Source organism: Streptomyces sp. NPDC003720 (genome assembly GCF_042875075.1).
Classification (GTDB): domain Bacteria; phylum Actinomycetota; class Actinomycetes; order Streptomycetales; family Streptomycetaceae; genus Streptomyces.
Genome location: NZ_JBIANZ010000003.1, coordinates 162,828 through 189,553 on the forward strand (window position 1 = coordinate 162,828; position 26,726 = coordinate 189,553).

The 26,726-nt window shown below is 72.5% G+C and carries 20 protein-coding genes; 12 read left to right on the forward strand and 8 right to left on the reverse strand.

Annotated elements, in window-relative coordinates; all coding sequences use genetic code 11:
• Positions 1 to 162: 162 nt before the first annotated feature.
• Positions 163 to 2,427, forward strand: a complete 2,265-nt coding sequence (locus tag ACFYU0_RS09635; protein WP_389299228.1) for an ATP-dependent RecD-like DNA helicase — start codon at positions 163 to 165, stop codon at positions 2,425 to 2,427.
• A gap of 229 nt (positions 2,428 to 2,656) precedes the next feature.
• Positions 2,657 to 3,946: a citrate synthase gene (locus ACFYU0_RS09640; protein ID WP_351658956.1), complete on the forward strand. Its 1,290-nt coding sequence runs from the start codon at positions 2,657 to 2,659 to the stop codon at positions 3,944 to 3,946.
• Between the two features lie 629 nt (positions 3,947 to 4,575).
• Here the strand turns inward: ACFYU0_RS09640 and ACFYU0_RS09645 are convergent.
• The 4 genes from ACFYU0_RS09645 to ACFYU0_RS09660 all read right to left on the reverse strand — a co-directional run bounded on the left by ACFYU0_RS09645 (position 4,576) and on the right by ACFYU0_RS09660 (position 8,948).
• Complete coding sequence (locus ACFYU0_RS09645; RefSeq protein ID WP_389299230.1) at positions 4,576 to 6,876, reverse strand: heavy metal translocating P-type ATPase; 2,301 nt, start codon at positions 6,874 to 6,876, stop codon at positions 4,576 to 4,578.
• An 85-nt stretch (positions 6,877 to 6,961) separates the two neighbouring features.
• Complete coding sequence (locus ACFYU0_RS09650; protein ID WP_351658962.1) at positions 6,962 to 7,201, reverse strand: heavy-metal-associated domain-containing protein; 240 nt, start codon at positions 7,199 to 7,201, stop codon at positions 6,962 to 6,964.
• A 75-nt stretch (positions 7,202 to 7,276) separates the two neighbouring features.
• Positions 7,277 to 8,224 carry a PrsW family intramembrane metalloprotease gene (locus tag ACFYU0_RS09655; RefSeq protein ID WP_389299233.1) on the reverse strand — a complete coding sequence of 316 codons (948 nt, stop codon included), beginning with the start codon at positions 8,222 to 8,224 and terminating at the stop codon, positions 7,277 to 7,279.
• Between the two features lie 85 nt (positions 8,225 to 8,309).
• Complete coding sequence (locus tag ACFYU0_RS09660) at positions 8,310 to 8,948, reverse strand: TetR family transcriptional regulator (protein WP_389299235.1); 639 nt, start codon at positions 8,946 to 8,948, stop codon at positions 8,310 to 8,312.
• Positions 8,949 to 9,108: 160 nt separating this feature from the next.
• Here ACFYU0_RS09660 and ACFYU0_RS09665 point away from each other — a divergent pair, with 160 nt between their 5' ends.
• Complete coding sequence (locus ACFYU0_RS09665; protein WP_389299238.1) at positions 9,109 to 11,340, forward strand: MMPL family transporter; 2,232 nt, start codon at positions 9,109 to 9,111, stop codon at positions 11,338 to 11,340.
• 49 nt (positions 11,341 to 11,389) lie between these two features.
• On the forward strand, positions 11,390 to 12,433 hold the full coding sequence (locus ACFYU0_RS09670) for a zinc-dependent alcohol dehydrogenase family protein (RefSeq protein WP_389299241.1): 1,044 nt from the start codon (positions 11,390 to 11,392) through the stop codon (positions 12,431 to 12,433).
• Here ACFYU0_RS09670 and ACFYU0_RS09675 read toward each other — a convergent pair.
• The 3 genes from ACFYU0_RS09675 to ACFYU0_RS09685 all read right to left on the reverse strand — a co-directional run bounded on the left by ACFYU0_RS09675 (position 12,414) and on the right by ACFYU0_RS09685 (position 14,385).
• On the reverse strand, positions 12,414 to 12,977 hold the full coding sequence (locus ACFYU0_RS09675; protein ID WP_351658975.1) for a GNAT family protein: 564 nt from the start codon (positions 12,975 to 12,977) through the stop codon (positions 12,414 to 12,416). The two genes, ACFYU0_RS09670 and ACFYU0_RS09675, sit on opposite strands and share 20 nt — an antisense overlap.
• 51 nt (positions 12,978 to 13,028) lie before the next feature.
• On the reverse strand, positions 13,029 to 13,229 hold the full coding sequence (locus tag ACFYU0_RS09680; protein WP_351658978.1) for a MerR family transcriptional regulator: 201 nt from the start codon (positions 13,227 to 13,229) through the stop codon (positions 13,029 to 13,031).
• 241 nt (positions 13,230 to 13,470) lie between these two features.
• Positions 13,471 to 14,385, reverse strand: coding sequence for a sugar phosphate isomerase/epimerase family protein (locus tag ACFYU0_RS09685; protein WP_389299245.1), 915 nt, complete (start codon positions 14,383 to 14,385; stop codon positions 13,471 to 13,473).
• A 145-nt stretch (positions 14,386 to 14,530) separates the two neighbouring features.
• Between ACFYU0_RS09685 and iolC the strand changes: the two genes are divergently transcribed.
• The 6 genes from iolC to ACFYU0_RS09715 all read left to right on the forward strand — a co-directional run bounded on the left by iolC (position 14,531) and on the right by ACFYU0_RS09715 (position 22,611).
• A complete protein-coding gene (gene iolC, locus ACFYU0_RS09690; protein ID WP_389299246.1) occupies positions 14,531 to 15,496 on the forward strand; it encodes a 5-dehydro-2-deoxygluconokinase in 966 nt (321 codons plus the stop codon).
• Between the two features lie 242 nt (positions 15,497 to 15,738).
• Positions 15,739 to 16,620: a deoxyribose-phosphate aldolase gene (locus ACFYU0_RS09695; RefSeq protein WP_389299921.1), complete on the forward strand. Its 882-nt coding sequence runs from the start codon at positions 15,739 to 15,741 to the stop codon at positions 16,618 to 16,620.
• Complete coding sequence (gene iolB / locus ACFYU0_RS09700; protein WP_389299248.1) at positions 16,617 to 17,441, forward strand: 5-deoxy-glucuronate isomerase; 825 nt, start codon at positions 16,617 to 16,619, stop codon at positions 17,439 to 17,441. The genes ACFYU0_RS09695 and iolB overlap by 4 nt, the downstream gene beginning before the upstream one ends.
• The gene (iolD, locus tag ACFYU0_RS09705) at positions 17,438 to 19,315 is read left to right on the forward strand and encodes a 3D-(3,5/4)-trihydroxycyclohexane-1,2-dione acylhydrolase (decyclizing) (protein ID WP_389299250.1); all 1,878 of its coding nucleotides are present in this window, start codon (positions 17,438 to 17,440) and stop codon (positions 19,313 to 19,315) included. Before iolB ends, iolD begins: the two co-directional genes overlap by 4 nt.
• A gap of 15 nt (positions 19,316 to 19,330) precedes the next feature.
• Positions 19,331 to 20,833, forward strand: coding sequence for a CoA-acylating methylmalonate-semialdehyde dehydrogenase (mmsA, locus tag ACFYU0_RS09710; RefSeq protein WP_351658993.1), 1,503 nt, complete (start codon positions 19,331 to 19,333; stop codon positions 20,831 to 20,833).
• Positions 20,834 to 21,204: 371 nt separating this feature from the next.
• Positions 21,205 to 22,611 carry an APC family permease gene (locus tag ACFYU0_RS09715; RefSeq protein ID WP_351658996.1) on the forward strand — a complete coding sequence of 469 codons (1,407 nt, stop codon included), beginning with the start codon at positions 21,205 to 21,207 and terminating at the stop codon, positions 22,609 to 22,611.
• A 4-nt stretch (positions 22,612 to 22,615) separates the two neighbouring features.
• Here the strand turns inward: ACFYU0_RS09715 and ACFYU0_RS09720 are convergent, their stop codons facing one another.
• Positions 22,616 to 23,041, reverse strand: a complete 426-nt coding sequence (locus ACFYU0_RS09720) for a GNAT family N-acetyltransferase (RefSeq protein WP_351658999.1) — start codon at positions 23,039 to 23,041, stop codon at positions 22,616 to 22,618.
• Positions 23,042 to 23,156: 115 nt separating this feature from the next.
• Between ACFYU0_RS09720 and ACFYU0_RS09725 the strand changes: the two genes are divergently transcribed.
• Positions 23,157 to 25,805, forward strand: a complete 2,649-nt coding sequence (locus tag ACFYU0_RS09725; protein WP_389299253.1) for an alpha/beta fold hydrolase — start codon at positions 23,157 to 23,159, stop codon at positions 25,803 to 25,805.
• Positions 25,802 to 26,674 (forward strand): ABC transporter permease, encoded by an 873-nt coding sequence (locus ACFYU0_RS09730; RefSeq protein WP_351659005.1) that lies wholly within the window; start codon positions 25,802 to 25,804, stop codon positions 26,672 to 26,674. Before ACFYU0_RS09725 ends, ACFYU0_RS09730 begins: the two co-directional genes overlap by 4 nt.
• The last annotated feature ends 52 nt before the right edge of the window (positions 26,675 to 26,726 follow it).

Sequence of the window (26,726 nt, forward strand, 5' to 3'; positions counted from 1 at the left end):
GACCCGAACGACGAACTCCGCGCGCGCTGTTGAGGCGCCGGTCGGGGGCGCCGCGACTACGCGGCCGACCGCGCCGGGGTCCCGGGGCCGACGGACGCCGAGAAGACTCCGGCATCCCCGGACGGGGAGCCTCCTGTCACACCCCACCGGTAACGTCGGATCATGCCCAACCAGCCATCCGCGGCCCCCGGCGAGCGCCGGCTCGCCACGCTCGAAGGCGTGCTGGAGCGCATCACGTACGCCAACGAGGAGAACGGCTACACCGTCGCCCGCGTCGACACCGGCCGGGGCGGCGGCGACCTCCTGACGGTGGTCGGCGCGCTGCTCGGCGCCCAGGTCGGGGAGTCGCTGCGGATGGAGGGCCGCTGGGGGTCGCACCCGCAGTACGGCAAGCAGTTCGTCTGCGAGAACTTCACGACCGTGCTGCCCGCCACCGTCCAGGGCATCCGCCGCTACCTGGGCTCCGGCCTGGTCAAGGGCATCGGCCCGGTCTTCGCCGACCGCATCACCCAGCACTTCGGCACGGACACGCTGCGGATCATCGAGGAGGAGCCGAAGCGGCTGATCGAGGTCCCCGGCCTCGGCCCCAAGCGGACCAGGAAGATCGCCGACGCCTGGGAGGAGCAGAAGGCGATCAAGGAGGTCATGCTCTTCCTCCAGACCGTCGAGGTGTCGACGTCCATCGCCGTGCGGATCTACAAGAAGTTCGGCGACGCGTCCATCTCGGTCGTGCGCGACCAGCCCTACCGGCTGGCCGCCGACGTCTGGGGGATCGGCTTCCTCACCGCCGACCGGATCGCCCGGTCCGTCGGCATCCCGCACGACAGCCCGGAGCGCGTGAAGGCGGGCCTGCAGTACGCGCTGTCCCAATCCGCCGACCAGGGCAACTGCTTCCTGCCGGAGGAACGGCTGATCGCGGACGCGGTGAAGCTGCTCCAGGTCGACACCGGCCTGGTCATCGAGTGCCTCGCCGAGCTGGCCGAGCCGCCCGGGGAGGGCGAGGACCCGGGGGTCGTACGGGAGAAGGTGCCCGGGCCCGACGGCGGCGCGGAGCCCGTGACCGCCGTCTACCTGGTGCCCTTCCACCGGGCCGAACTCTCCCTCTCCGCCCAGCTGCTGAGGCTGCTGCGCACCCCGGAGGACCGGATGCCCGCCTTCCGGGACGTGGCCTGGGACAAGGCGCTGGGCTGGCTCGGAAGCCGTACCGGCGTCGACCTCGCCCCCGAGCAGGAGGCCGCCGTACGGCTCGCGCTGACCGAGAAGGTGGCCGTGCTCACCGGCGGCCCCGGCTGCGGCAAGTCCTTCACGGTCCGCTCGATCGTGGAGCTGGCCCGCGCCAAGCGCGCCAAGGTGCTGCTCGCCGCGCCCACCGGCCGGGCCGCCAAGCGGCTGGCCGAGCTGACCGGCGCCGAGGCCTCCACGGTCCACCGCCTGCTGGAGCTCAAGCCCGGCGGCGACGCGGCCTACGACCGGGACCGCCCGCTGGACGCCGACCTGGTGGTCGTGGACGAGGCCTCGATGCTGGACCTGCTGCTCGCCAACAAGCTGGTCAAGGCCGTGCCGCCGGGTGCCCACCTGCTCTTCGTCGGCGACGTCGACCAGTTGCCGAGCGTCGGCGCCGGGGAGGTGCTGCGCGATCTGCTCGCCGAGGGGAGCCCGGTGCCGGCCGTGCGGCTCACCCGGGTCTTCCGGCAGGCCCAGCAGTCCGGCGTCGTCACCAACGCGCACCGCATCAACGCCGGGCAGCACCCGCTCACCGACGGGCTGAAGGACTTCTTCCTCTTCGTCGAGGACGACACCGAGGAGGCCGGCCGGCTCACCGTGGACGTGGCCGCCCGCCGGATCCCGGCCCGGTTCGGCCTGGACCCGCGCCGGGACGTGCAGGTGCTCGCGCCCATGCACCGGGGACCGGCCGGCGCGGGCACCCTCAACGGGCTGCTCCAGCAGGCCGTCACGCCGGGCCGGCCCGACCTGCCGGAGAAGCGGTTCGGCGGCCGGGTCTTCCGTGTCGGCGACAAGGTCACCCAGATCCGCAACAATTACGAGAAGGGGGAGAACGGTGTCTTCAACGGCACCGTGGGCGTCGTCACCTCGCTCGACCCGGTCGACCAGCGTCTGACGGTGCTGACGGACGAGGACGAGGAGGTGCCGTACGACTTCGACGAACTGGACGAACTGGCCCACGCGTACGCGGTGACCATCCACCGCTCGCAGGGCAGCGAGTATCCCGCCGTGGTGATCCCCGTCACCACCGGCGCATGGATGATGCTCCAGCGGAACCTGCTGTACACCGCGGTGACACGGGCGAAACGGCTGGTGGTGCTCGTCGGTTCACGCAAGGCGATCGCGCAGGCGGTGCGCACGGTGTCGGCGGGGCGGCGCTGCACGGCGCTGGACTTCCGGCTCGCGGGCACCGGACACCTCTGACCAGCGGCTCCGGCAGGCGTCCCAAAAAATGATCGATCAAATGAGTCGTGAAGGTCACAGAGCACTTCCGGTTACCCGTCGAAGCGGGCAGGATGAGCAGGTTGGCGGCACTGAGTGCCGCCGATAGGCCCAATGGTCGACCCCGAGTGCACTCTCCTGAGCCAAATGGGGGATGGTAGAGACAGTCAGGGCACCTCGAAGATGAGGCACTACGTCGGTGAGGGAAGACGTGAGCGACAACTCTGTAGTACTGCGGTACGGCGACGGCGAGTACACCTACCCGGTGGTCGACAGCACCGTCGGTGACAAGGGCTTCGACATCGGGAAGCTCCGCGCCCAGACCGGTCTGGTGACTCTGGACAGCGGTTACGGCAACACGGCCGCCTATAAATCCGCCATCACCTACCTCGACGGTGAGGCGGGCATCCTCCGCTACCGCGGCTACCCCATCGAGCAGCTGGCCGAGCGCTCCACCTTCCTTGAGGTGGCCTACCTGCTGATCAACGGCGAGCTGCCGACCGTCGACGAGCTGACGACGTTCAAGGACGAGATCACGCGGCACACCCTGCTGCACGAGGACGTCAAGAACTTCTACAAGGGCTTCCCGCGCGACGCCCACCCGATGGCCATGCTCTCCTCGGTCGTCTCGGCGCTGTCCACCTTCTACCAGGACAGCCACAACCCGTTCGACGAGAAGCAGCGCAACCTCTCGACGATCCGCCTGCTCGCGAAGCTCCCCACCATCGCGGCCTACGCGTACAAGAAGTCGATCGGTCACCCGTTCGTCTACCCGCGCAACGACCTCGGCTACGTGGAGAACTTCCTCCGCATGACCTTCTCGGTCCCCGCGCAGGAGTACGAGCTCGACCCGGTCGTCGTCTCGGCGCTCGACAAGCTGCTGATCCTGCACGCGGACCACGAGCAGAACTGCTCGACGTCCACGGTCCGGCTGGTGGGCTCGTCGCAGGCGAACATGTTCGCGTCGATCTCGGCCGGCATCAACGCCCTGTGGGGCCCGCTGCACGGCGGCGCCAACCAGTCGGTCCTGGAGATGCTCGAGGGCATCCAGGCCAACGGCGGCGACGTCGACTCCTTCATCCGCAAGGTGAAGAACAAGGAGGACGGCGTCCGCCTGATGGGCTTCGGCCACCGGGTCTACAAGTCCTTCGACCCGCGCGCGAAGATCATCAAGGCTGCCGCGCACGACGTGCTGTCCGCCCTCGGCAAGTCCGACGAGCTGCTGGACATCGCTCTCAAGCTGGAGGAGCACGCGCTCTCCGACGACTACTTCGTCTCGCGCAACCTCTACCCGAACGTCGACTTCTACACCGGTCTGATCTACCGGGCCATGGGCTTCCCGACCGAGATGTTCACGGTCCTGTTCGCCCTCGGCCGGCTGCCGGGCTGGATCGCCCAGTGGCACGAGATGATCAAGGAGCCGGGCTCCCGCATCGGCCGCCCGCGCCAGATCTACACGGGCGTCGTCGAGCGCGACTTCGTGCCGGTCGAGGAGCGCTGAGGATCTGCCGGTCCAGGGGCGCCCATCCGGCGCCCCGCCCGCCGCACAGGGCCTGCCGCCACGGGCGGGCCCTGGATCGACGGTGAAGAACGAAAAACGGAAGGCGCCCTGACGCCGGTCCCCCCACGGGCCGACGACCAGGGCGCCTTCCCATGTCCCGGTGCGGATTCCCCCCACGGGATCCGGCCGGGCGCTCGGAGAGGACAGCGCCTGAAATCGCTGTCTGAGCACCACGGGCAGAACCCGTCGTGCTCCAGTGACGCGGTGCGATCTGCCGGGACAACGCACGCTGGGAGGGCCGCTCAAAGCTTCCCGGTGTACGTGCCCCGGCAACGCATCTCTGAGGAAGTCCCCCAAGACATCCCCAGATGCCAGTCAGCGCCCCCCAAGACGCTGGTCTGACATCGCCAACTTAGACCTTCGAACCCCTTCGATGGTTACGTTCGCGTCACTGTGATCTGCGTCTCTTGCATTTGTCCTTTAGGTGCGCAAGAGCCCCGATACGGCGATCGGGACCCAAGCGTAAGGATGATGCGCGAGCCTTGTGAAGAGCTTATGTGAGGCTCGCGCCCGACTCCAGGGGGGTTGCGGTTTCAACTACAGATAACCGCCGGTAACCCCGGGCGAGTTCAGTGGAAGCCGCGCAGCCGCAGGCTGTTGGTCACCACGAACACCGAGGAGAAGGCCATCGCGGCGCCCGCGATCATCGGGTTCAGTAGACCGGCGGCGGCCAGCGGCAGCGCGGCCACGTTGTACCCGAAGGCCCACACCAGGTTGCCCTTGATGGTGCTGAGGGTGCGCCGGGAGAGCCGGATCGCGTCCGCGGCCACCCGCAGGTCGCCGCGGACCAGGGTCAGGTCGCCGGCCTCGATCGCCGCGTCCGTGCCGGTGCCCATCGCCAGCCCGAGGTCGGCGGTGGCGAGCGCGGCCGCGTCGTTGACGCCGTCGCCGACCATGGCCACGGTCCGGCCCTCGTCCCGCAGCCGCCGTACGACGTCCACCTTGTCCTCGGGGAGGACCTCGGCGATCACCTCGTCGATGCCGACCGCCCGGGCGACCGACTCGGCGACGGTCCGGTTGTCCCCGGTGAGCAGCACCGGCGTGAGTCCGAGCGCGCGCAGCTCGCGCACCGCCTCGGCGCTGGTCTCCTTCACCGCGTCGGCGACGGCGAGCACTCCGCGGGCCCGACCGTCCCAGCCGACGGTGACGGCCGTACGCCCGTCCCGCTCGGCCGTCTCCCGGGCGCGTGCCAGCTCCTCGGGCAGCTCGTCGAAGAGCCGCCCCACGGCCACCTCGCGACCCGCCACGCGCCCGCGCACGCCCCGCCCGGGGACGTTCTCGAAGGACTCGACGGCGGGCAGGCCCCACCCGTCGCCCGCCACCGCCGGAGCGTGCTGAGCGCTCGTCCCCCGCAGGCGTTCCTCGGCGCCCGCGGCGATCGCCCGGGCGACGGGGTGCTCGGAGGCGTGCTCCAGGGCGCCCGCGAGCCGCAGCAGCTCCCCGGCGTCCTCGCCCTCGGCGGCGTACACCTCCTGGAGGGTCATCCGTCCGGTGGTCACCGTGCCGGTCTTGTCCAGGACGACCGTGTCGACGCGGCGCGTGGACTCCAGCACCTCGGGGCCCTTGATCAGGATGCCGAGCTGGGCGCCCCGGCCGGTGCCGACCATCAGGGCGGTCGGGGTCGCGAGGCCCAGCGCGCAGGGGCAGGCGATGATCAGGACGGCGACGGCGGCGGTGAACGCGGCGACGGTGTCCCCGGTGACGCCCAGCCAGACGCCGAAGGTGCCGAGCGCGATGAGGATGACCACCGGGACGAACACGGCGGAGATCCGGTCGGCGAGGCGCTGCACCTCGGCCTTGCCGTTCTGCGCGTCCTCCACCAGCTTCGCCATCCGGGCGAGCTGGGTGTCGGCGCCGACCCGGGTCGCCTCGACGACCAGCCGGCCGCCCGCGTTCACGGTCGCGCCGGTGACCAGGTCGCCGGGTCCGACGTCCACCGGCACGGACTCGCCGGTCAGCATGGACGCGTCCACCGCGGAGACGCCCTCGGCGACCGTGCCGTCGGTGGCGATCTTCTCTCCGGGCCGGACGACGAACCGGTCGCCGACGGCCAGCGAGGCCACCGGGACCCGCACCTCGCGGCCCTCGCGCAGCACCGCCACGTCCTTGGCGCCCAGCTCCATCAGCGCCTTCAGGGCGGCCCCGGCGCGCCGCTTGGAGCGGGCCTCCAGGTAGCGGCCGAGCAGGATCAGCGCCACGACTCCGGAGGCGACCTCAAGGTAGATGGTGGAGGCGCCGTCCATGCGCGAGACGGTGAACCGGAACTCGTCGTGCATGCCGGGCATGCCCGCGTCGCCGAAGAACAGGGCCCACAGGGACCACCCGAAGGCGGCCAGGGTGCCGACGGAGACGAGCGTGTCCATGGTCGCGGCGCCGTGCCGGAGGTTGGTCCAGGCGGCCCGGTGGAAGGGCGCGCCGCCCCAGACCACGACGGGCGCCGCGAGGGTGAGAGAGAGCCACTGCCAGTTGTCGAACTGCAGGGCGGGGACCATCGCGAGCAGCACGACCGGGGCGGCGAGCAGTACGGAGACCAGCAGGCGGTGGCGCAGGGCGCCGAGTTCCGGGTCCTGGGCGGCGGCCCCGGCGGGCTCGGCGGCCGGGGGTTCGGGCTCCGGGGGCGGCGGCTCCTCGGCGGTGTAGCCGGTCTTCACCACGGTCGCGATCAGGTCGGCGACCTGGACGCTCCCGGCGTAGCTGACCTTGGCCTTCTCGGTCGCGAAGTTCACGGTGGCGCTCACGCCGTCGATGCGGTTGAGCTTCTTCTCCACCCGTGCGGCGCAGGAGGCGCAGGTCATCCCGCCGATGAGCAGCTCGACCTCGGAGGTGTCGCCTATCGCGCTCGCCGGCTTGGCGGCGGTGGTGCTGGTCATGTCCGGACTCCAGACATCGGACCGGGCCGTACGGATCCAGTATCAGCTGGTCGGAACGGCCCGGTCGGGGAAGGGAGGGTTTTTCTCAGGCCCGGCCGGCGAGCTCGAACCCGGCCTCGTCCACGGCGGCGCGGACGGCCTCGTCGTCGAGCGGGGCCGCGGAGACGACGGTCACCTCGCCGGTGGACGCGACGGCCTTCACCGAGCTGACGCCGGGGATCCCGGAGATCTCGCCGGAGACGGATCCCTCGCAGTGGCCGCAGCTCATGCCGGTCACCTTGTAGACGGTGGTGACGGAGCCCGAAGTGTCGGTCTGGGCGGTCATGTCGTTACTCCTCGTCGAGGCAGGTGGGGCCAGTGGGGCTCACGATGGGATCCCCACGTTCACCACACTATACCCCTAGGGGGTATTTCTCCAAGCGTCCGCCGGGGTCAGTGACCACACCCAGGCGAGGCCGAGCAGGGCCACGAGTACCAGGCCTCCCGCCGAGAGCAACGTGAACAGGTGCTCCTGTCCGGCGCCGGTCCGCGGCAGGTACGGCTGCCCGAACGGTCCCGGGGCGCCCTGGACGCCGTACACCCGCGTCACCAGCCGGCCGGCGACCCCGCGCGTGGCGTCCCACGCAGCGTGCAGCACGCAGACGCCGAGCCAGGTGCCCACCACCGGCGCGGCGAGGCGGAAGTGCCCGTTCGGACGGCGCTGGGACAGCAGCGCGGCCCCCGCGATCGCCGTCCACAGCCCGTGCCCGAGCGGGGCGAGCAGCTCGCGCGGGAACTCCGTCTCCAGCACCACCCGCAGATCGGCGGCGTCGGAGAGGAGCAGCGCGTCGAAGGCGTAGGCGCAGCTCTCCACCGCGGCGAAGCCGAGTCCGACGGCCGCGCCGAGCACCAGCCCGGCCCGCGCGCCGCGAAGGCCCGGCTGGCGGCGGAGCGCGAACACCAGGGCGCCGAGCTTCGCCGCCTCCTCCGCCAGGGCGACACCGGTGAACCGCCCGAGGGAGGTGTGGAGCAGGTGCGACTCCATCAGCACGGCGGCGGGCACCCCGAGCGCGCCGCCGGCCAGGAAGCAGCCGAGGACCGCGCTGACGCCCAGGTCGCGGCCGTGCCGCTCGTACGCCCACAGCACGAAGACGACAGGGATCAGGAAGCCGCCGAGGAGGGCGAGCGCGGGCAGCGGCGCGACACCGCGCGTCGTGTACGCCACCGCCGCGGTCAGCGCCCACAGGGCGAGCCCGCCTTTGAGGCAGCGCCGCCACAGGCCCGCGCCGATGCGGGGGAACGGCGGTGGCGGCTGCTGCGGGCCTGGGATGCGGGCCCGGGGCCTGCCGGGCGGCGGGGAGTGGGTCACGTGTCCCCCTCGGACTGCTGCGGGGCGATTTATCCGCACCCTATGCAGGTGCGCCTTGTGCCGCAGTCCGGGTGACCCTGTGGGGTCAGGCGCGGCCGAGCCGGTCGCCCACCAGGGGGTCGAGATAGCGGACCAGCACGTGCTTGATCTCCTGGACGTAGGCCGCGCGCTCGTCCCCCTCGTGGGCCAGGACCAGCTCCAGGCCGGCCTTGTAGATGCCGAGGCAGACGTGTGCCGTGCGGGTGAGGCCGGCGGGCGGGGCCTCGGGCAGCAGCGAGGCGAGCAGGTCCTCGACGCGGCCGATCAGGGTGGCGTGCAGCTGGTCGTGCGCCTCCGTGATCCCGCCGGGCAGGTCGGGGCCGTGCATCAGCGCGAAGAACACCGGGTGCTCGGTGTTGAAGGCCATGAACCGGTCGACGGCCGCGCCGATGGCCTCCTCCAGCGGGGTGGCGGGATCGACCGGGGCGAGGGCCTCGCCGTAGGTCTCCCGCATCTCGTGCATCAGGCGGTCGCCCAGCTCGATCGCGATCGCTTCCTTGTTCGGGAAGAACTGGTAGAGCGTGCCCGGCGAGACGCCCGCCTCGCGGGCGATGGCGTTGGTGCTGGCGGCGGTGTAGCCGGTGGTGCAGAAGACCTGGGCGGCGGCCTCGAGGAGCTGGGCGATACGGCGCTCGCCGCGCGCCTGGCGGCGGCGCGGCTGCTCGTTCTCCGAGGTGTCGGACACGCGTTATCCCCAGCCCTTCGAAGGCGATTGACAAACACGAGCGGTCGCTCGCATTCTTGTGAAACGCGAGCGATCTCTCGTGTTTGCCAGTTTATGGCAATGACCGACCCATGCCGCCTGCCTGCACGGACACGGGTCACGGTGAAGGGGACACCGCACGATGACCGAAGTCAACAAGGCGCCGCGCCCCGGCGACGGACCTCCCCGAGCCGGCGGCTGGGCCCGTCTCGTCACCGCCCGCCCACGCCTGTCGCTGCTGGCGGCCCTGGTGCTGACCGCGCTCGCCGTGCTGGCCGGCAGCGGGGTCGCGGACCATCTGGGCAGCGGCGGCTGGGAGGACCCGGCCGCCGAGTCGACCTACGCGACCAAGGCGCTGGAGCGCGAGTTCCCCGGCTCCCAGCCCAATCTGCTGCTCCTGGTCGACGCGGGCCGCGCCTCCGTCGACGACCCGGCGGTCGCCGCCGAGGCCCGCGGCCTGGCCGAGCGGCTGGCCGGGGAGCGGGGCATCACCGGCGTCGGCTCCTACTGGCAGGCCGCTCCCTCGGCGGCGCCCGGCCTGCGCGCCGAGGACGGCCACGAGGCGCTGATCGCCGCCCGCATCACCGGCGACGAGAACGCGATGGGCCGCACCCTCGACCGCATAGCGCCCCACTACCGGGGAGCGCACGGCCCGGTGCGGGTGAAGGTCGGCGGCATCGTCGCCGTCCGGCACGAGATGCAGACCATCATCAAGGAGGACCTCACCCGGGCCGAGATGATCGCCCTGCCGATCACGCTGGTGCTCCTCGTGATGGTCTTCGGCAGCGCCGTCGCGGCCCTGCTGCCGCTGGGCATCGGCATCGTGGCGATCCTCGGCACCAACGCTGTGTTGCGCGGCCTGACCGCCTTCACCGACGTCTCGGTCTTCGCGCTCAACCTCACCACGGCCCTCGGCCTCGGCCTGGCCATCGACTACGCCCTCTTCATCGTGCGCCGCTACAGGGAGGAACTGTCCGGCGGGGCCGAACCGCTGACGGCGGTCGGCACCACACTGCGCACGGCGGGCCGCACGGTGCTGTTCTCCGCCCTCACCGTCGCGGTCTCCCTGGCCGCCATGATGGTCTTCCCGCAGTACTTCCTGCGGTCCTTCGCCTACGCCGGCATCGCCGTGGTCCTGCTGGCCGCCGCTGCCGCCCTGATCCTGCTGCCGGCCGCCCTGATCCTGCTCGGCCACCGGGTCAACTCCCTCGACCTGCGGCGCCTGTTCCGCCGCGGCCGCGAGACCGCAGGCTCCGCGGGCGAGGCCGCGGGCAGCACCGGCTGGACGCGCACCGCCACGCTGGTGATGCGCCGTGCGCCGCTCTTCGCGATCGGCACCAGCGCCCTCCTCGTCGTCCTCGGCCTCCCCTTCCTCGGCGTCCGATTCGGCACCGCCGACGACCGCCAACTGCCCTCGGGTGCCGAGTCGCACGTGGTGCAGCAGCACCTCCGCGACGGCTTCCCCGGCACACCCGGCGGCGGCCTCGAGATCCTCACCGAGGGCGGCGCCACCAAGGCGCAGTACGCCGCCTACAAGCAGCGGGTGGCCGCCCTGCCCGAGGTCGCCCGGGTCGACGGCCCCCTGGTCAAGGGCGGCACGGGCTACTTCACCGTCCAGCCGGAGGGCGAGGCCGTCGACACCGGGGCCCAGCGCCTCGTCGGCGAACTGCGCGCGCTGAAGGCCCCCTTCGACACCAAGGTGACCGGTACGGCCGCCGTCCTGGTCGACTCCAAGCACGCGATAGGCGAACGCCTGCCCTGGGCGGGGGCGTTCATCGCGGTCGTCACCCTGCTGCTGGTCTTCCTGCTCACCGGGAGCGTGCTGATACCCCTGCAGGCCGTGGTGCTCAACGCGCTCAGCCTGACGGCGATGTTCGGCGCGGTGGTCTGGGTCTTCCAGGACGGCCACCTGTCCGGCGCGCTCGGCTTCACCAGCCCCGGCTCCATCGAGACCACCCTGCCCGTGCTGATGTTCTGCGTGGCCTTCGGACTCTCCATGGACTACGGCGTGTTCCTGCTCTCCCGCATCAAGGAGGAGTACGACCGCACCGGCGACCACGACGAGGCGGTCCGCCACGGTCTCCAGCGCACCGGCGGCCTGATCACCGCGGCGGCGGTCATCCTCGCGGTGGTGATGGTCGCCATCGGCACCTCCCGGGTGACCAACACCAAGATGCTGGGCTTCGGCATCGCGCTCGCGGTCCTGATGGACGCGATGGTCGTCCGCAGCCTGCTGGTCCCGGCGATCATGCGGCTCACCGGCCGCGCCACCTGGTGGGCGCCCGCCCCGCTGCGCCGCTTCCACCGGCGGTTCGGGCTCAGCGAGGGCGAGGCGCCGGCGTCCGCGCCGGAGAAGGAGCCGGCGGGCGTATGAGCGGGAGGCGGGGTGTGGCGCGGCGTCCCCCCGTGCGAAGGTGGGCCGCATGAGAGCGGCGGTGTTCGAGAAGTACGGGGAGCCGGCCGAGGTGCGGGAGGTGCCGGACCCGGAGCCGGCCGAGCACGGGGTCGTGGTGCGGGTCGAGGCGACGGGACTGTGCCGCAGCGACTGGCACGGCTGGATGGGCCACGACCCGGACATCACCCTGCCGCACGTCCCCGGCCACGAACTCGCCGGAGTCGTCGAGGCGGTGGGCGCCCGGGTGACCGGCTGGCACCCCGGCGACCGGGTCACCGTGCCCTTCGTCTGCGCCTGCGGAAGCTGCCCGTCCTGCGCGGCCGGCGACCAGCAGGTGTGCGAGCGCCAGACCCAGCCCGGCTTCCACCACTGGGGTTCCTTCGCCCAGTACGTGGCGCTCGACCACGCCGACGTGAACCTGGTCGCGATCCCGGACTCGATGGCGTACGGCACGGCCGCCGCCCTCGGCTGCCGCTTCGCCACCGCCTTCCGCGCGGTGGTGCGGCAGGGCCGGTCGGCGGCGGGGGAGTGGGTCGCGGTGCACGGGTGCGGCGGGGTCGGGCTGTCGGCGGTGATGATCGCGGCCGCCGCGGGGGCCCGGGTGGTCGCGGTGGACGTCTCGCCGCGGGCGCTCGAACTGGCCCGGACCTTCGGCGCGGCCGCGACGGTGGACGCCTCAGCCGTACCGGACACGGCGGCGGCCATACGGGAGCTGACCGGCGGGGGCGCCCATCTCTCGCTGGACGCCCTCGGCTCGGCCGCCACCTGTGCCGCCTCCGTCGGCTCCCTGCGCCGCCGCGGCCGGCACGTCCAGGTGGGCCTGCTGCCCTCGGCGGACGGCACCACCCCGGTCCCGATGGCCCGAGCCATCGCCCTGGAGCTGGAGATCCTCGGCAGCCACGGCATGGCCGCCCACGCCTATCCCGGGATGCTGGAGCTGGTCGGCTCCGGGGCGCTGCGCCCGGACCTGCTGGTGACGCGGACGATCTCGCTGGACGAGGCGCCGGCCGCCCTCGCCGCCATGGGGACCACGCCGGGCGCGGGCGTGACCGTCATCGAGCCGTGGCGCTGAGCGCGGCCCACTCGCGGTCCAGGATCGCCATGATCACCTCGTCGGCCCACTCGCCGTCGCGCACCTGCACCTCCCGCCGTACGCCCTCGACCACGAAGCCGGCCTTCTCGTAGACGCGCAGGGCCCGGTGGTTGTGGGCCCAGGCGGCCAGCTCGACGCGGTGCAGACCGAGCGACTCGAAGGCGTGGCCGACGATCAGCCGGGTCGCCTCGGTGCCGATGCCGCGGCCCCGGCCGCGGGGGCCGATGAGGGTGCGGAAGACGCAGCTTCGGGCGGCCGCGTCGTACTCGTACAGCACCACCTCGCCCAGGACCTCGCCGGTCTGCGGATCGGTGACGGCCAGGTCGAGGCGGTCGGGGGCGGTGGCCCGGGAGCCGTACCAGGTGCGCAGCCGTTCCGGGGTCAGCTCCGTGGAGGGATCGAAGGTGAAGCGGACGACCTCGGGGTCGGCGACGATCTCACCCATGGCGGCGGCGTCGGCCTCGGTGAACGGCCGCAGCACGGTCCTGCGGCCGGTCAGGACGGGTTTGACGGAGAAGCTCATGGGGCGACTGTGCCCCACGCCGCAGGTGGGGCACAGGTGGTTTTTCCGCGCTCAGTCCCCTCTTCGGCCCCGGTTGCCCGGCCGGGAGGCGACCCAGGCGCGGACGGTGTCGGCGTACCAGTAGGGCTTGCCGGACTCCACCTGGTCCGGCGGCGGCAGCAGGCCGTGCTTGCGGTAGGACCGCACGGTGTCCGGCTGCACCCTGATGTGCGCCGCGATCTCCTTGTAGCCCCAGAGCCTTCGGTCGGTCATGCGTCGTACCTCCCCGCGCGCGCCGCGGCGCGGCCGGGGGCGGCCGTCGGGGGAGCCGGGCGGTGCGCTGGTGATCACCAAGCCTTTGCCCGGTGAACGACACCGGGAGGCGGCGGGCAAGCGGCTGTTGGCCGGGTGTGACCGATAACCCGCGTAGGTGCGACATCTGTGACAGGAAGGGGGACTTTGTGACACGGCCGCAGCAAAGCGGCGCGCGATGCCTGCCGTTCGGGGTGGGCGCTCAGGCTCCGCAGGACCTCAGGAACGCCCGGGTGCGCCGGGCGATCGGCAGCGGCTTGTCCGGGTCGCACGGGTACATGTCCTGCTCGACGATCGCGAACAGGTCGGCGCCCAGCCGTCCGGCGGCCTCCAACACCGGCCCCAGCGCGGGCACGCCGGACGGAGGTTCGCACATCACTCCGCGGGCGACCGCCGGGCCGAACGGCGTCCCCTGGGCCCGCACGTCGGCGAGGATCTCCGGGTCCACCTGCTTCAGATGCAGGTAGCCGATCCGTTCGCCGCAGGTCTCGATCAGCTTGACGCTGTCGCCGCCGCAGTAGGCGTAGTGCCCGGTGTCCAGGCACAGCGAGACCAGGTCCGGGTCGGTGCCGTCGAGGAACCGGGTGACGTTCTCCTCGGTGTCGATGTGCGTGTCGGCGTGCGGGTGGACCACGACCGTGAGGCCGTACCGCTCCCGCACCTCGTGCCCCAGCCGTTCGGTCAGCGAGGTGAGGTCGCGCCACTGCGGGGCGGTCAGCGTGTCGGGCTCCAGCACCTCGCCGGTCCGGTCGTCCCGCCAGAAGGACGGGATGACGACCAGGTGGCGGGCGCCCATGGCCTGGGTCAGGGCGGCGATGCCGGAGACGTGCTCCCAGGTCTTCTCCCAGACGGCGGCGCCGTGGTGCAGGCCGGTGAAGACGGTGCCTGCCGACACCCTCAGGCCGCGGCGGCCGGTCTCCTCGGCGAGCACCGCGGGGTCGGTGGGCAGATAGCCGTAGGGGCCGAGCTCGATCCACTCGTAGCCCGAGCCGGCGACCTCGTCGAGGAACCGCCGCCAGGGCACCTGCCGCGGGTCGTCCGGGAACCACACGCCCCAGGAGTCGGGCGCCGAACCGATCCGGATGCGGGAAAGTGAGGAGGGTGCCGAGGACGTCATGGCCGCCAGCCTGCGGGCGCCCGGAAAGCGGTGTCAAGCTGTCGTCCGAATGTCCGGACAAAAGATTGACAGGGTTCGTCTGACAGGACTAGAAAGCCCGGGAGGAGATACGCGGGGTGAACCGGACAGCGCGGAAGGGAAGCCGATGGCGTACGACTTGATCACCATGGGGCGGATCGGAGTGGACCTCTACCCGCTGCAGACCGGCGTCCCGCTGGCCCAGGTGTCGGCCTTCGGCAAGTTCCTCGGCGGGTCGGCGACCAACGTCGCGGTGGCCGCCGCCCGGCTCGGCCGCCGGACGGCCGTCATCACCCGCACCGGCGACGACCCGTTCGGCGCCTATCTGCACGAGGCCCTGCGCGGCTTCGGCGTCGACGACCGCTGGGTCACCCCGGTCCCCGGACTGGCCACGCCGGTCACCTTCTGCGAGATCTTCCCGCCGGACGACTTCCCCCTCTACTTCTACCGCCGCCCCAAGGCGCCGGACCTGGAGATCGACGCCGGCGACCTGGACCTGGACGCCATCGCCGCCGCCCGGATCTTCTGGGTCACCGGCACCGGCCTGAGCGAGGAGCCGAGCCGCACGGCCACCCTCACCGCCCTCGCCCACCGGGCCCGGTCCGGCCCGACCGTCTTCGACCTCGACTGGCGCCCCGTCCTCTGGAACGACGCGGCCCGGACCGACCCCGGCCGGGTCCGGCCCTATTACGCCGAGGCGCTGCGGCACGCCACGGTCGCCGTGGGCAACCTGGACGAGGTGGAGATCGCGACCGGCGTCCGCGAGCCCCATGCGGCGGCCCGCGCCCTGCTGGCCGCCGGGGCCGAGATCGCCGTGGTCAAACAGGGGCCCAAGGGTGTCCTCGCCGTCGACCGCAGCGGCGAGTGCGCCGAGGTCCCGCCGCTGCCGGTCACCGTCCTCAACGGACTCGGCGCCGGGGACGCCTTCGGCGGCTCCCTGTGCCACGGCCTGCTGGCGGGCTGGGACCTGGAGACGACCATGCGGCACGCCAACGCGGCCGGCGCCATCGTCGCCTCCCGCCTGGAGTGCTCCTCCGCGATGCCGACCCCCGCCGAGGTGGCCGCCGCACTCGACGCCGGAGCGGTGCTGTGAGGGCGGGCCGGGTGACGGGGACGCACACCGAGGGCGGGTCGGGGACGCACGCCGGGGACGCGCCTGGGACGCACGCCGGGGACGCACCGGGTACGCCCACCGGGGGTGCGCCGGGAACGCACGCCGGGGATGCGCCGGGGACGCACACGGAGGGTGGGTCGGGGACGCCCACCGGGGACGCGCCGCGGACGCACGCCGAGGACGGGCCGGGGACGCGGCCGCCGCCCGTCGACGTCTCCGAACTGGTCCGCCTCCGCATCCACCACCCCGAGGCCGTCGCCGAGGCCGCCGCCCGGCGCGTGCGGCGCCCGCTGCTGGACACGAGCGGCCGGCTGATGATCGTCGCCGCCGACCACCCGGCCCGCGGCGCGCTCGGCGTGGGCGACCGCGCCCTCGCCATGGCCAACCGCGCCGACCTGCTGCGGCGCCTGTGCCTCGCGCTGTCGCGACCCGGCGTCGACGGCGTCCTCGCGACCGCCGACGTCCTGGACGACCTGCTGCTGCTCGGCGCCCTCGACCACAAGGTCGTCCTCGGCTCCATGAACCGCGGCGGGCTGCAGGGCGCCGGCTTCGAACTGGACGACCGCTTCACCGGCCACCGTCCCGAGGACATCCAGCGTCTCGGCTTCGACGCCGGCAAGCTGCTGCTGCGCATCGACTACGCCGACCCGGGCTCGCTGACCACCATGGAGTCGGCCGCCCGCGTCATCGACGACATGGCCGCCCGCCGGCTCCCGGTCTTCGTGGAGCCGTTCATCACCAGCCGCACCCCCGGGGGCCGGCTGGTCAACGACCTGTCCGCCGACGCCGTCACCAGGTCCATCGCCATCGCCTCCGGCCTCGGCGGCTCCTCGGCCTACACCTGGCTGAAGGTGCCGGTCACCGAGAACCCCGACGACATGGCCCGGGTCATGGAGACCTCGACCCTGCCGGCCGTACTCCTCGGGGGTGACGTCGGCGACTCCCCCGGGGAGCAGGTCGCCGCCTACGAGAAGTGGCGCGGCGCGCTCCGGCTGCCCACCGTGCGCGGCCTGGTCGTGGGCCGTTCGCTGCTGTACCCGGCGGACGGCGACGTGGCCGCCGCCGTGGACACCGCCACCGCACTGCTGCGAGGGGCCGCATGACCGGCGACGAACTGCACCTGCCCCGGGGAACCACCGCCAACGGCGGGTACACCGTCGACATCGGTCCCGAGCGCGCCGGCTGGGAGTACAGCGGCCTGCGCGTCGTGGAGCTGACACCCGGCGGCAGCCATACGTTCACCACCGGGGGCAGTGAATGGATCGTGCTTCCGTTGCAAGGCGGATGTACGGTGCGAATCGAGGAAGACGAGTTCCAACTCCTGGGTCGTGAGAGCGTGTTCACCGGGGTCTCCGACTTCGTTTACGCGCCCCGCGACGCCCGGGTCCAGATCGCCTCCGGCGCGGGAGGCCGCTTCGCCCTGGCAGGAGCGAAGTGCGAGCGACGACTCCCCGCCCGCTACGGCCCCGCGCCGGAGGTCCCCGTCGAACACCGCGGCAGCGGCACCTGCGCGCGCCGGGTGCGCAACTTCGCGGCCGCCGACGCCTTCGACTGCGACCGGCTGATCGCCGTGGAGGTCGTCACCCCCGGCGGCAACTGGTCGTCCTACCCGTCGCACAAGCACGACGAGCACGTGCCGGGCGAGGAGTCCCGGCTGGAGGAGATCTACTACTTCGAGATCGACGGCCCGAACGGGTTCGGCTACCAGCGCGTGTTCCCCTCCCGTGAGGGCGGCTCCGACGTCCTCGCCGAGGTCCGCTCCGGCGACGCCGTCCTCGTCCCCGACGGATGGCACGGCCCGTCGATCGCCCAGCCCGGTCACGACATGTACTACCTCAACGTCATGGCGGGACCCGGCGAGACGCGGGAGTGGCGGATCCGCTTCCACCCCGACCAAGCGATGAGCACAGGGGGCTACCGATGACGATCCGGCTGACCGTCGCCCAGGCACTCGTCCGCTTCCTCGCCGCCCAGTACACCGAACGCGACGGCGAGCGCCGCCGGCTGATCGGCGCCACCTGGGGCGTCTTCGGGCACGGCAACGTAGCCGGGCTCGGCCAGGCGCTGGTCGAGTACGCCGAGGTCATGCCGTACCACCAGGGCCGCAACGAACAGGCCATGGTGCACGCGGCGGTCGGCTACGCCCGCCAGTCCAACCGCCTGTCCGCCCACGCCGTCACGACCTCCATCGGCCCCGGCGCCACCAACCTGGTCACCGGCGCCGCCCTCGCCACCGTCAACCACCTCCCGGTCCTGCTCCTCCCCGGCGACGTCTTCGCCGCCCGCCCCGCCGACCCGGTCCTGCAGCAGCTAGAGACGCCGTACGCGGGCGACGTCTCGGTCAACGACACCCTGCGCCCGGTCTCGCGCTACTTCGACCGGATCACCCGGGCCGAGCAGCTCGTCCCGGGCGCGCTGCAGGCCGTGCGGGTGCTCACCGACCCGGTGGAGACCGGCGCGGTCACCCTCGCCCTGCCGCAGGACGTGCAGGCCGAGGCGTACGACTGGCCCGAGGAGTTCTTCGCCGAGCGCGTGTGGACGGTACGGCGTCCCGGCGCGGACCCGGCCGAGCTGGCCGAGGCGGTGCGGGCCGTCCGCCGGGCGCGCAGGCCGCTCGTCGTCGCGGGCGGCGGCGTCCACCACAGCCGCGCCGAGGAGGCCCTCGCGGAGTTCGCGGCGGCCACCCGCATACCGGTCGCCTCCACCCAGGCCGGCAAGGGCTCCCTGCGTCACGACCACCCGCAGGACGTCGGCGGCGTCGGCCACACCGGCACCGCCACCGCCGACGAACTGGCCCGCACCGCTGACCTCGTCATCGGCGTCGGCACCCGCTACACCGACTTCACCACCGCCTCCGGGACCCTCTTCGAGAACCCGGACGTCCGCTTCCTCAACCTCAACATCGCGCCCTTCGACGGCCACAAGCTCGCCGGTCTCCCGCTGGTCGCGGACGCCCGCAGCGGTCTGGGCGAGCTGACCGAGGCCCTGGCGACGCACGGGCACCGGGTCGCCGACAGCTACGTCGCCGAGTACACCGAGGACAAGGAGCGCTGGGAACAGCGGGTCGACGCCTGCTTCGAGGCCGACGAGCCCGACGTACGGCCGACCCAGCCCCAGGTCATCGGCGCCCTGGACGCAGTGGTCGACGAGTCCGACATCATCGTGAACGCGGCCGGCTCCCTCCCCGGCGACCTGCACAAGCTGTGGCGGACCCGGTCCCGGGACCAGTACCACCTGGAGTACGGCTACTCCTGCATGGGCTACGAGATCCCGGCCGCGATCGGCGTCAAGCTCGCCGCGCCCGGGCGGAACGTCTGGGCGCTGGTCGGCGACGGCACCTACCTGATGATGCCGACGGAGATCGTGACCGCCGTCCAGGAGGGCGTCGCGATCAAGGTCCTGCTGCTGCAGAACCACGGGTACGCCTCGATCGGCGGCCTGTCGGAGTCGGTGGGCGGCGAGCGGTTCGGCACCGCCTACCGCTATCGCGCGGCCGACGGCGGCTTCACCGGCGCCCCGCTGCCGGTGGACCTCGCCGCCAACGCTGCCAGCCTCGGCATGCGGGTGCTGCGCGCGCGGACGGTCCGGGACCTGCGGGCGGCGCTCGCCGAGGCACGCGCGGCCGACACTCCCACATGTGTCTACGTGGAGACCGAAACGTCCGACACTGTGTCGGGCGCGCCTCCGGCGCAGGCCTGGTGGGATGTTCCTGTGGCCGAGACCGCGACCCGACCGTCCGCGGTCAAGGCACGTGAGCTGTACGAACGGCACGTCTCGACCCGACGCCGCCATCTGTAGAAGGAGTCTTAGGGCATGACGAAGATCGTCAACCACTGGATCGGCGGCAAGACCGCCGAAGGCGCGTCGGGTACGTACGGGCCGGTCACGGACCCGGCGACCGGCGCGGTCACCACCAAGGTCGCGTTCGCGTCGGTCGAGGAGGTGGACGCGGCCGTCGCCGCCGCCAAGGACGCCTTCACGACCTGGGGCCAGTCCTCGCTGGCCCAGCGGACCGGCATCCTCTTCAAGTTCCGGGCGCTGCTCGACGCGCACCGGGACGAGATCGCCGAGCTGATCACCGCCGAGCACGGCAAGGTGCACTCGGACGCCCTGGGCGAGGTCGCGCGCGGCCTGGAGATCGTCGAACTGGCCTGCGGCATCAGCGTGCAGCTCAAGGGCGAGCTGTCCACGCAGGTGGCGAGCCGGGTGGACGTGTCGTCGATCCGCCAGCCGCTCGGTGTCGTCGCGGGCATCACCCCGTTCAACTTCCCGGCAATGGTCCCGATGTGGATGTTCCCGATCGCCATCGCCTGCGGCAACACCTTCGTGCTGAAGCCGAGCGAGAAGGACCCGTCGGCGGCGGTGAGGCTCGCCGAGCTGCTCGCCGAGGCCGGGCTGCCCGACGGCGTCTTCAACGTCGTGCACGGCGACAAGACGGCCGTGGACCGGCTGCTGGAGCACCCGGACGTCAAGGCCGTCTCCTTCGTCGGCTCGACCCCGATCGCCCGCTACATCCACGCCACCGCCTCCGCGGCCGGCAAGCGGGTGCAGGCCCTCGGCGGCGCCAAGAACCACATGCTGGTCCTGCCGGACGCCGACCTGGACGCGGCCGCCGACGCGGCCGTCTCGGCGGCCTACGGCTCGGCGGGCGAGCGCTGCATGGCGATCTCCGCGGTCGTGGCGGTCGGCGCGATCGGCGACGAGCTGGTGGAGAAGATCCGCGAGCGGGCCGAGAAGATCAAGATCGGCCCCGGCAACGACCCGACGTCCGAGATGGGCCCGCTGATCACCGCCGCCCACCGGGACAAGGTCGCCTCCTACGTGAAGGGCGCGGCGGACGAGGGCTGCGAAGTGGTGCTGGACGGCACCGGCCACACCGTGGACGGGTTCGAGGACGGCCACTGGATCGGCATCTCGCTGCTCGACCGGGTGCCGACGACCGCCAGCGCCTACCGGGACGAGATCTTCGGCCCCGTCCTGTGCGTGCTGCGCGCCGAGACGTACGAGGAGGGCCTGGCGCTCATCAACGCCTCGCCGTTCGGCAACGGCACCGCCGTCTTCACCCGGGACGGCGGCGCGGCCCGCCGCTTCCAGCTCGAGGTCGAGGCCGGCATGGTCGGCGTCAACGTCCCGATCCCGGTCCCCGTCGGCTACCACTCCTTCGGCGGCTGGAAGGACTCGCTCTTCGGCGACCACCACATCTACGGCAACGACGGCACGCACTTCTACACCCGCGGCAAGGTCGTCACCACCCGCTGGCCCGACCCGGCGGACGCCCCAGCGGGCGTCGACCTGGGCTTCCCGCGCAACCACTGAGAACACCCCGTCGGGCCGTCCGGATACCGGACGGCCCGACATTTTTTTGCCCCGCCTCCTGCGGTTCCCGTTTTCGCGGATGAAACGGGCAAGCCATGAGGGATCTCCTGATCACCTTCGAAAGCAAGGTCATAGATCCCATCAGCTTGCTGAATGAGCTGCTGCGTGATCAGTGCCTGCGAAAGTTATGTGAACTGCGTCGCTTTACGAGTGCGGAATCCGAAGGTGAACCCCCATTGACGCGGCGGTTTTCGAAGGGGTTCTCTAAGCAGCGCCGGGAGCGGACGAGACGAACGTAAGACGAGCCGCCGGAGGCGATAGCGCTCCCGACCCCCACCCTCAGTCGCACGAGTCGATCGGAACCACGCCGCATGACCGACACGCTCCGCCCTGTCGACACAGCCGTCGCAGACGCCCCCGGCATCTCCGACGGCCCCCAGAAGCTCAAGCGTTCCATCGGCGTCGTCGGCGGCACCCTGCTGACGCTCTCGTGCGTCACGCCCGCCTCCACGCTCTTCGTGGTCGTCCCGGACCTGTTCGGCTCCCTCGGCACCGCCACCGCCCTGACGATCGCCATCGGCTCCCTGCTGTGTATCGCCGTGGCGTTCTGCTACTCCGAGCTGGGCACCCTCATCCCCAGCGCGGGCGGCGAGTACGCCATGGTGTCGACGATGGCCGGGCGGCTCGCGGGCTGGCTGGTCTTCGTGCTGTCCCTGCTCGTGGTGATGATCGTCCCGCCCGTGATCGCGATGGGCACGGCCGACTACCTGGCCCCGATCGTGCACCTGGACCCGGCCATGACCGGCGCCGGCGTGATGCTGCTCGCCACCCTCGCCGGACTGCTCGACCTGCGGGCCAACGCCTGGATCACCGGCATCTTCCTGGTCCTCGAGGTCATCGCGGCCGGCGTGGTCGCCCTGCTCGGCTTCTCGCACAGCCACCGCGGCGTCGGCAGCCTGGTCTCCATGCAGGTGGCCGGCCCGAGCGGCCACACCGACCCGGTGACGGCCATGCTGGTCATATCCGGGCTCGCCATCGCCCTCTTCGCCACCCAGGGGTTCTCGACCGCCGTCTACCTCTCCGAGGAGCTGGAGCACCCGCGCCGCAACGTCGCCCGCACGGTGCTGGCCACCCTCGCCATCTCCTCGGTGGTCATCATCGTGCCGGTCGCCGCGATCACCATGGGCGCCTCCGACGTCAAGGAGCTCACCAGCGGCGACATCAGCTCCATGGTCACCGCCTGGTCCAACTCCGCGGTCGGCACGTTCGTGAGCCTCTGCGTCGCCCTCGCGATCATCAACGCGGGCATCGTCATGGTCATCCAGAACTCCCGGGTCCTGTTCGCCTCCGCCCGCGACAAGGCCTGGCCCGAGCCGGTCAACAACCTCTTCTCCCGGCTCGGCCGCTTCGGCTCGCCCTGGGTCGCCACCCTGGCGGTCGGCGTCCCCGGCGCGCTGCTCTGCTTCGTCAACCTGGACACCCTGTACGGCGTCACCGGCGTCTCCGTGACCGGCATGTACATCCTCGTCGCGGTCGCCGCCCTGCTGTGCCGCCGCGGCACCCACAAGCACACCCCCGCCTGGCGGATGCCGCTGTGGCCCGCGATGCCCGTCCTGCTGATCGTGGTCCTCGCCTACATCCTCACCCAGCAGGAGGCGAGCTACCTGCTGTGGACCGGCGGCATCACCGCGGTCGCCACCCTCTACTGGGCCTTCTACCTCCGCCCGCGCCGCGACACCCGCTGGCTGGTGTCGATCCCCGAGGACGAGCAGGCCTGACGGCTCAGCCGAAGTCCCACGTCACCACCGAGCACGACCCGTCGTCCTCGCCGCCCGCACTGCGATAGGCGGCGAGGGCGACGTCGTTTCCGCGGTCCACGCCGACCCACATCCCGTGACAGCCCCGCTCCCGCGCGAGCGCGGCCAGCCGCAGCACCAGCGCCCGGCCGATCCCCCGGCGGCGGTAGGGCGCGGCGACCTCCAGCTCGTACAGGAACATCTCGGCGCCCTTGTCGGGGTGCAGGGTCTCCACGCCGCTGACGAACCCGACCGGGCCGCCGCCCTCCTCCGCGTGCGCGAGGAACAGATGGTGCCCGGCGGTGGTCAGGAACCGTTCGGCCCACTCGGGGCGGACCGGCTGGTCGAACAGGTGCCCGGCCGCGACGAGCTGCGCGACGGTCGTGGCACGGCGGATGTCCGGAGGGCGCATGCGCCTTGGTACCACGCCTGGAGTACGCGAGGAACCGTCCCGTACGCCGCAAGGAGGGCGTAGGTTCGGCCCCCGGGCCGCATGCGGTGTCGGCGGCGGCCCGTACCGTTGATGCATGGATCTTCGAGTGCCCGTACCGCGGGGACTGCTGAAGGGGCCGCGCCGGCTGCTGGCCGCCGCGGCCGCGGTCGTGGTGCTCGCCGGCGCCGGTACGTGGTCGGCCGTCGCGTCCGACGACCCGCCGGTGGTGCGCCGGACCGACCGGGTCATGACCATGGCCGACGGCACCCGGCTGGACACCTCGTACTTCACCGGCGCCGCCGGCCGCCGCCCCGCCGTCCTGCTCGCCCACGGCTTCGGCGGCAGCAAGAACGACGTGCGGCAGCAGGCCGAGGACCTCACCCGCGCCGGATACACCGTGCTGACCTGGTCGGCCCGCGGCTTCGGCCGCTCCACCGGCAGGATCGGCCTGAACGACCCGCGGCACGAGGTCGCCGACGTCTCCCGGCTCATCGACTGGCTCGCCGAGCAGCCCCAGGTCCGCCTCGACGGCAGGGGCGACCCGCGCGTGGGCGTGACCGGCGGCTCCTACGGCGGCGCGATCTCCCTGCTCGCCGCCGGACACGACCGCCGCGTCGACGCCATCGCCCCGGCCGTCACCTACTGGAACCTCGCCGACGCCCTCTTCCCGAACGGCGTCTTCAAGAAGCTCTGGGCCGGCGTCTTCTTCAACACCGGCGGCGGCTGCGCCAGGTTCGAGCCCGCCCTGTGCCGGATGTACGACCGGGTCGCCGAGTCCGGCACCCCGGACGACGCCGCCCGCGAACTGCTCCGGGAGCGCTCGCCGGTCGCGGTCGCCGACCGTGTCAAGGTGCCCACCCTGCTGGTGCAGGGCCAGACCGACTCCCTGTTCATCCTCGCCCAGTCCGACGCCGCCGAGAAGGCGATCCGCGCGAACGGCGCCCCCGTGGACGTCGACTGGATCGCGGGCGGACACGACGGCGGCGACATGGAGGACAGCCGGGTGCAGGGGCGGGTGACCGCCTGGTTCGACCACTACCTGAAGGGCGACCACGCCACCGGCACCGGCCCCGCCTTCCGCGTCACCCGCACCGGCGGCGTCGACTCCACCGACGGCGCCGCCCGGCTCCGCGGCGCGAGCGCCGGCGCCTACCCGGGCCTGCGCGACCACCCGCGCGCCATCGCCCTGACCGGCCGCGAGCAGCACGTGGCCAACCCGGCCGGCGCCAGCCCGCCCGGCGTCTCCGCGCTGCCCGGCCTCGGCGGCTCCGGCGGCCTCTCCCAGCTCTCCGCGCTCGGCGTCGGGGTCTCCCTCGACTTCCCCGGGCAGTACGCCCGGTTCGACTCGGCCCCGCTCACCCGGGACCTGCGGATCACCGGGTCCCCGACCGCCACCGTCCACGTCACCTCCACCACCGACGACGCCGTCCTGTTCGGCAAGGTGTACGACGTCGGCCCCGACGGCACCCGGCAGGTGCTGCCGTCCCAGCTCGTCGCACCCCTGCGGGTCACCGGCGCCAGGACCGGCAAGGACGTCACGGTCACCCTCCCGGCGATCGACCACGAGGTGCGCAAGGGCCACCGGCTCCGCCTGGTCCTCGCCTCCACCGACCTCGGCTACGCCTCACCGGCCGCCCCCGCCACGTACACCGTCGCCCTCAGGTCGGAACTGAGCGTGCCGACCGCGCCCGCCGTCACCACCGCGGCGGCCCCGCTGCCCTCCTGGGTGTGGTGGCTGCCCCTGGCCGGTGCCGTGGGCGCGCTCGCCCTGCTGGTCACCGGCCGCCGCCCCACGGCCGCCCCCGCGCCCGATCCGGCGCTCGCCGACGTCCCGCTGCAGATAACGGACCTGAGCAAGCGGTACGCCAGGTCCGCCGACCGTTACGCGGTGCGCGAGCTGTCGTTCCGCGTGGAGAAGGGCCAGGTCCTCGGCCTGCTCGGACCCAACGGCGCGGGCAAGACCACCACTCTGCGCATGCTGATGGGCCTCATCGGACCCGACGGAGGGGAGATCCGCGTCTTCGGCCACGCCGTACGGCCCGGCGCGCCGGTGCTGTCGAGGGTCGGCGCCTTCGTGGAGGGCGCGGGTTTCCTGCCCCACCTGTCCGGCCGCGAGAATCTGGAGCTCTACTGGCGGGCCACCGGCCGGCCGCCCGAGGACGCCCGTCTCGACCAGGCACTGGAGATCGCGGGCCTGGGCGACGCGCTCGCCCGTGCCGTGCGCACCTACTCCCAGGGCATGCGCCAGCGCCTGGCGATCGCCCAGGCCATGCTCGGCCTGCCCGACCTGCTCATTCTGGACGAACCCACCAACGGCCTCGACCCGCCCCAGATCCGCGAGATGCGCGAGGTGATGATCCGCTACGCGGCGGCCGGCCGCACCGTGATCGTCTCCAGCCACCTCCTCGCCGAGGTCGAGCAGTCCTGCACCCACCTGGTGGTGATGGACCGCGGCCGGCTCGTCCAGGCGGGACCGGTGCGGGAGATAGTCGGCTCCGGCGACACGCTGCTGGTCGGCACCGGTACGCCGGTGGAGGAACCCGTGGTGGAGAAGGTCACCGCCCTGCCCGGCGTCGCCTCCGCCGTCCGCACCGACGACGGGCTGCTGGTCCGGCTCGAACCGGGCGGCACCGCCGAGGCGCTGGTCGTGGAGCTGGTGCGCCTGGAGGTGCCCGTCGCCTCTGTCGGTCCCCACCGGCGCCTGGAAGACGCCTTCCTCACCCTGATCGGAGGTGCCCCGTGAGCACGCTCACCGAGCCCGTGGAGCCCGTCGAGGCCGCCCCCGGTTACCGCGCGGGCCGCACCCTGCCGCTGCGCGTGGAGCTGGTCCGCCAGCTCAAGCGGCGCCGCACGCTGATCATGGGCGGCGTCCTCGCGGTCCTGCCGTTCGTGCTGCTCGTCGCGTTCGCGATCGGCGGCGAGCCCTCGGGCCGCGACGGCCGGGTCACCCTGATGGACACGGCCACCGCGTCCGGGGCCAACTTCGCCGCGGTCAACCTGTTCGTCTCGGCCGGCTTCCTGCTGGTGATCCCGGTCGCGCTGTTCTGCGGGGACACGGTCGCCTCCGAGGCCGGCTGGTCCTCGCTGCGCTATCTGCTCGCCGCGCCCGTGCCCAGAACCAGGCTGCTGCTCTCCAAGCTCGCCGTGGGTCTCGGGCTGAGCCTCGCCGCGATGGTGCTGCTGCCGGTCGTGGCCCTCGCGGTCGGCACGGCCGCCTACGGCTGGGGCCCGTTGCAGATCCCCACCGGCGGCGCGCTGGACCCGGGCACGGCCGCGCAGCGGCTCGTGGTGGTCGTGGGCTACGTCTTCGTGTCCCAACTGGTCACCGCGGGACTGGCGTTCTGGCTCTCCACCAGGACGGACGCCCCGCTCGGCGCGGTCGGCGGCGCGGTGGGCCTGACGATCGTCGGCAACGTCCTGGACGCCGTGACCGCCCTCGGCCACTGGCGCGACTTCCTGCCCGCGCACTGGCAGTTCGCCTGGGCCGACGCCGTGCAGCAGGACCCCGAGTGGTCCGGCATGGTCCAGGGCGCCGCGGTCTCCGTGACGTACGCCGTGGTGCTGTTCGCCCTGGCCTTCCGGGGGTTCGCGCGCAAGGACATCGTCTCGTGACCGCGGCCCGGACGCGCGGCGGCGGGCCCCATTGACGTTCCCTTACTTATGA

Coding starts and splice junctions, on each gene's coding strand:
- ACFYU0_RS09635 (WP_389299228.1), top strand. CDS start 163: ATGCCCAACCAGCCATCCGCGGCCCCCGGCGAGCGCCGGCTCGCCACG.
- ACFYU0_RS09645 (WP_389299230.1), bottom strand. CDS start 6,876: ATGACCAGCACCACCGCCGCCAAGCCGGCGAGCGCGATAGGCGACACC.
- ACFYU0_RS09650 (WP_351658962.1), bottom strand. CDS start 7,201: ATGACCGCCCAGACCGACACTTCGGGCTCCGTCACCACCGTCTACAAG.
- ACFYU0_RS09665 (WP_389299238.1), top strand. CDS start 9,109: ATGACCGAAGTCAACAAGGCGCCGCGCCCCGGCGACGGACCTCCCCGA.
- ACFYU0_RS09670 (WP_389299241.1), top strand. CDS start 11,390: ATGAGAGCGGCGGTGTTCGAGAAGTACGGGGAGCCGGCCGAGGTGCGG.
- ACFYU0_RS09675 (WP_351658975.1), bottom strand. CDS start 12,977: ATGAGCTTCTCCGTCAAACCCGTCCTGACCGGCCGCAGGACCGTGCTG.
- ACFYU0_RS09680 (WP_351658978.1), bottom strand. CDS start 13,229: ATGACCGACCGAAGGCTCTGGGGCTACAAGGAGATCGCGGCGCACATC.
- ACFYU0_RS09685 (WP_389299245.1), bottom strand. CDS start 14,385: ATGACGTCCTCGGCACCCTCCTCACTTTCCCGCATCCGGATCGGTTCG.
- iolC (WP_389299246.1), top strand. CDS start 14,531: ATGGCGTACGACTTGATCACCATGGGGCGGATCGGAGTGGACCTCTAC.
- iolB (WP_389299248.1), top strand. CDS start 16,617: ATGACCGGCGACGAACTGCACCTGCCCCGGGGAACCACCGCCAACGGC.
- iolD (WP_389299250.1), top strand. CDS start 17,438: ATGACGATCCGGCTGACCGTCGCCCAGGCACTCGTCCGCTTCCTCGCC.
- mmsA (WP_351658993.1), top strand. CDS start 19,331: ATGACGAAGATCGTCAACCACTGGATCGGCGGCAAGACCGCCGAAGGC.
- ACFYU0_RS09715 (WP_351658996.1), top strand. CDS start 21,205: ATGACCGACACGCTCCGCCCTGTCGACACAGCCGTCGCAGACGCCCCC.
- ACFYU0_RS09720 (WP_351658999.1), bottom strand. CDS start 23,041: ATGCGCCCTCCGGACATCCGCCGTGCCACGACCGTCGCGCAGCTCGTC.
- ACFYU0_RS09725 (WP_389299253.1), top strand. CDS start 23,157: ATGGATCTTCGAGTGCCCGTACCGCGGGGACTGCTGAAGGGGCCGCGC.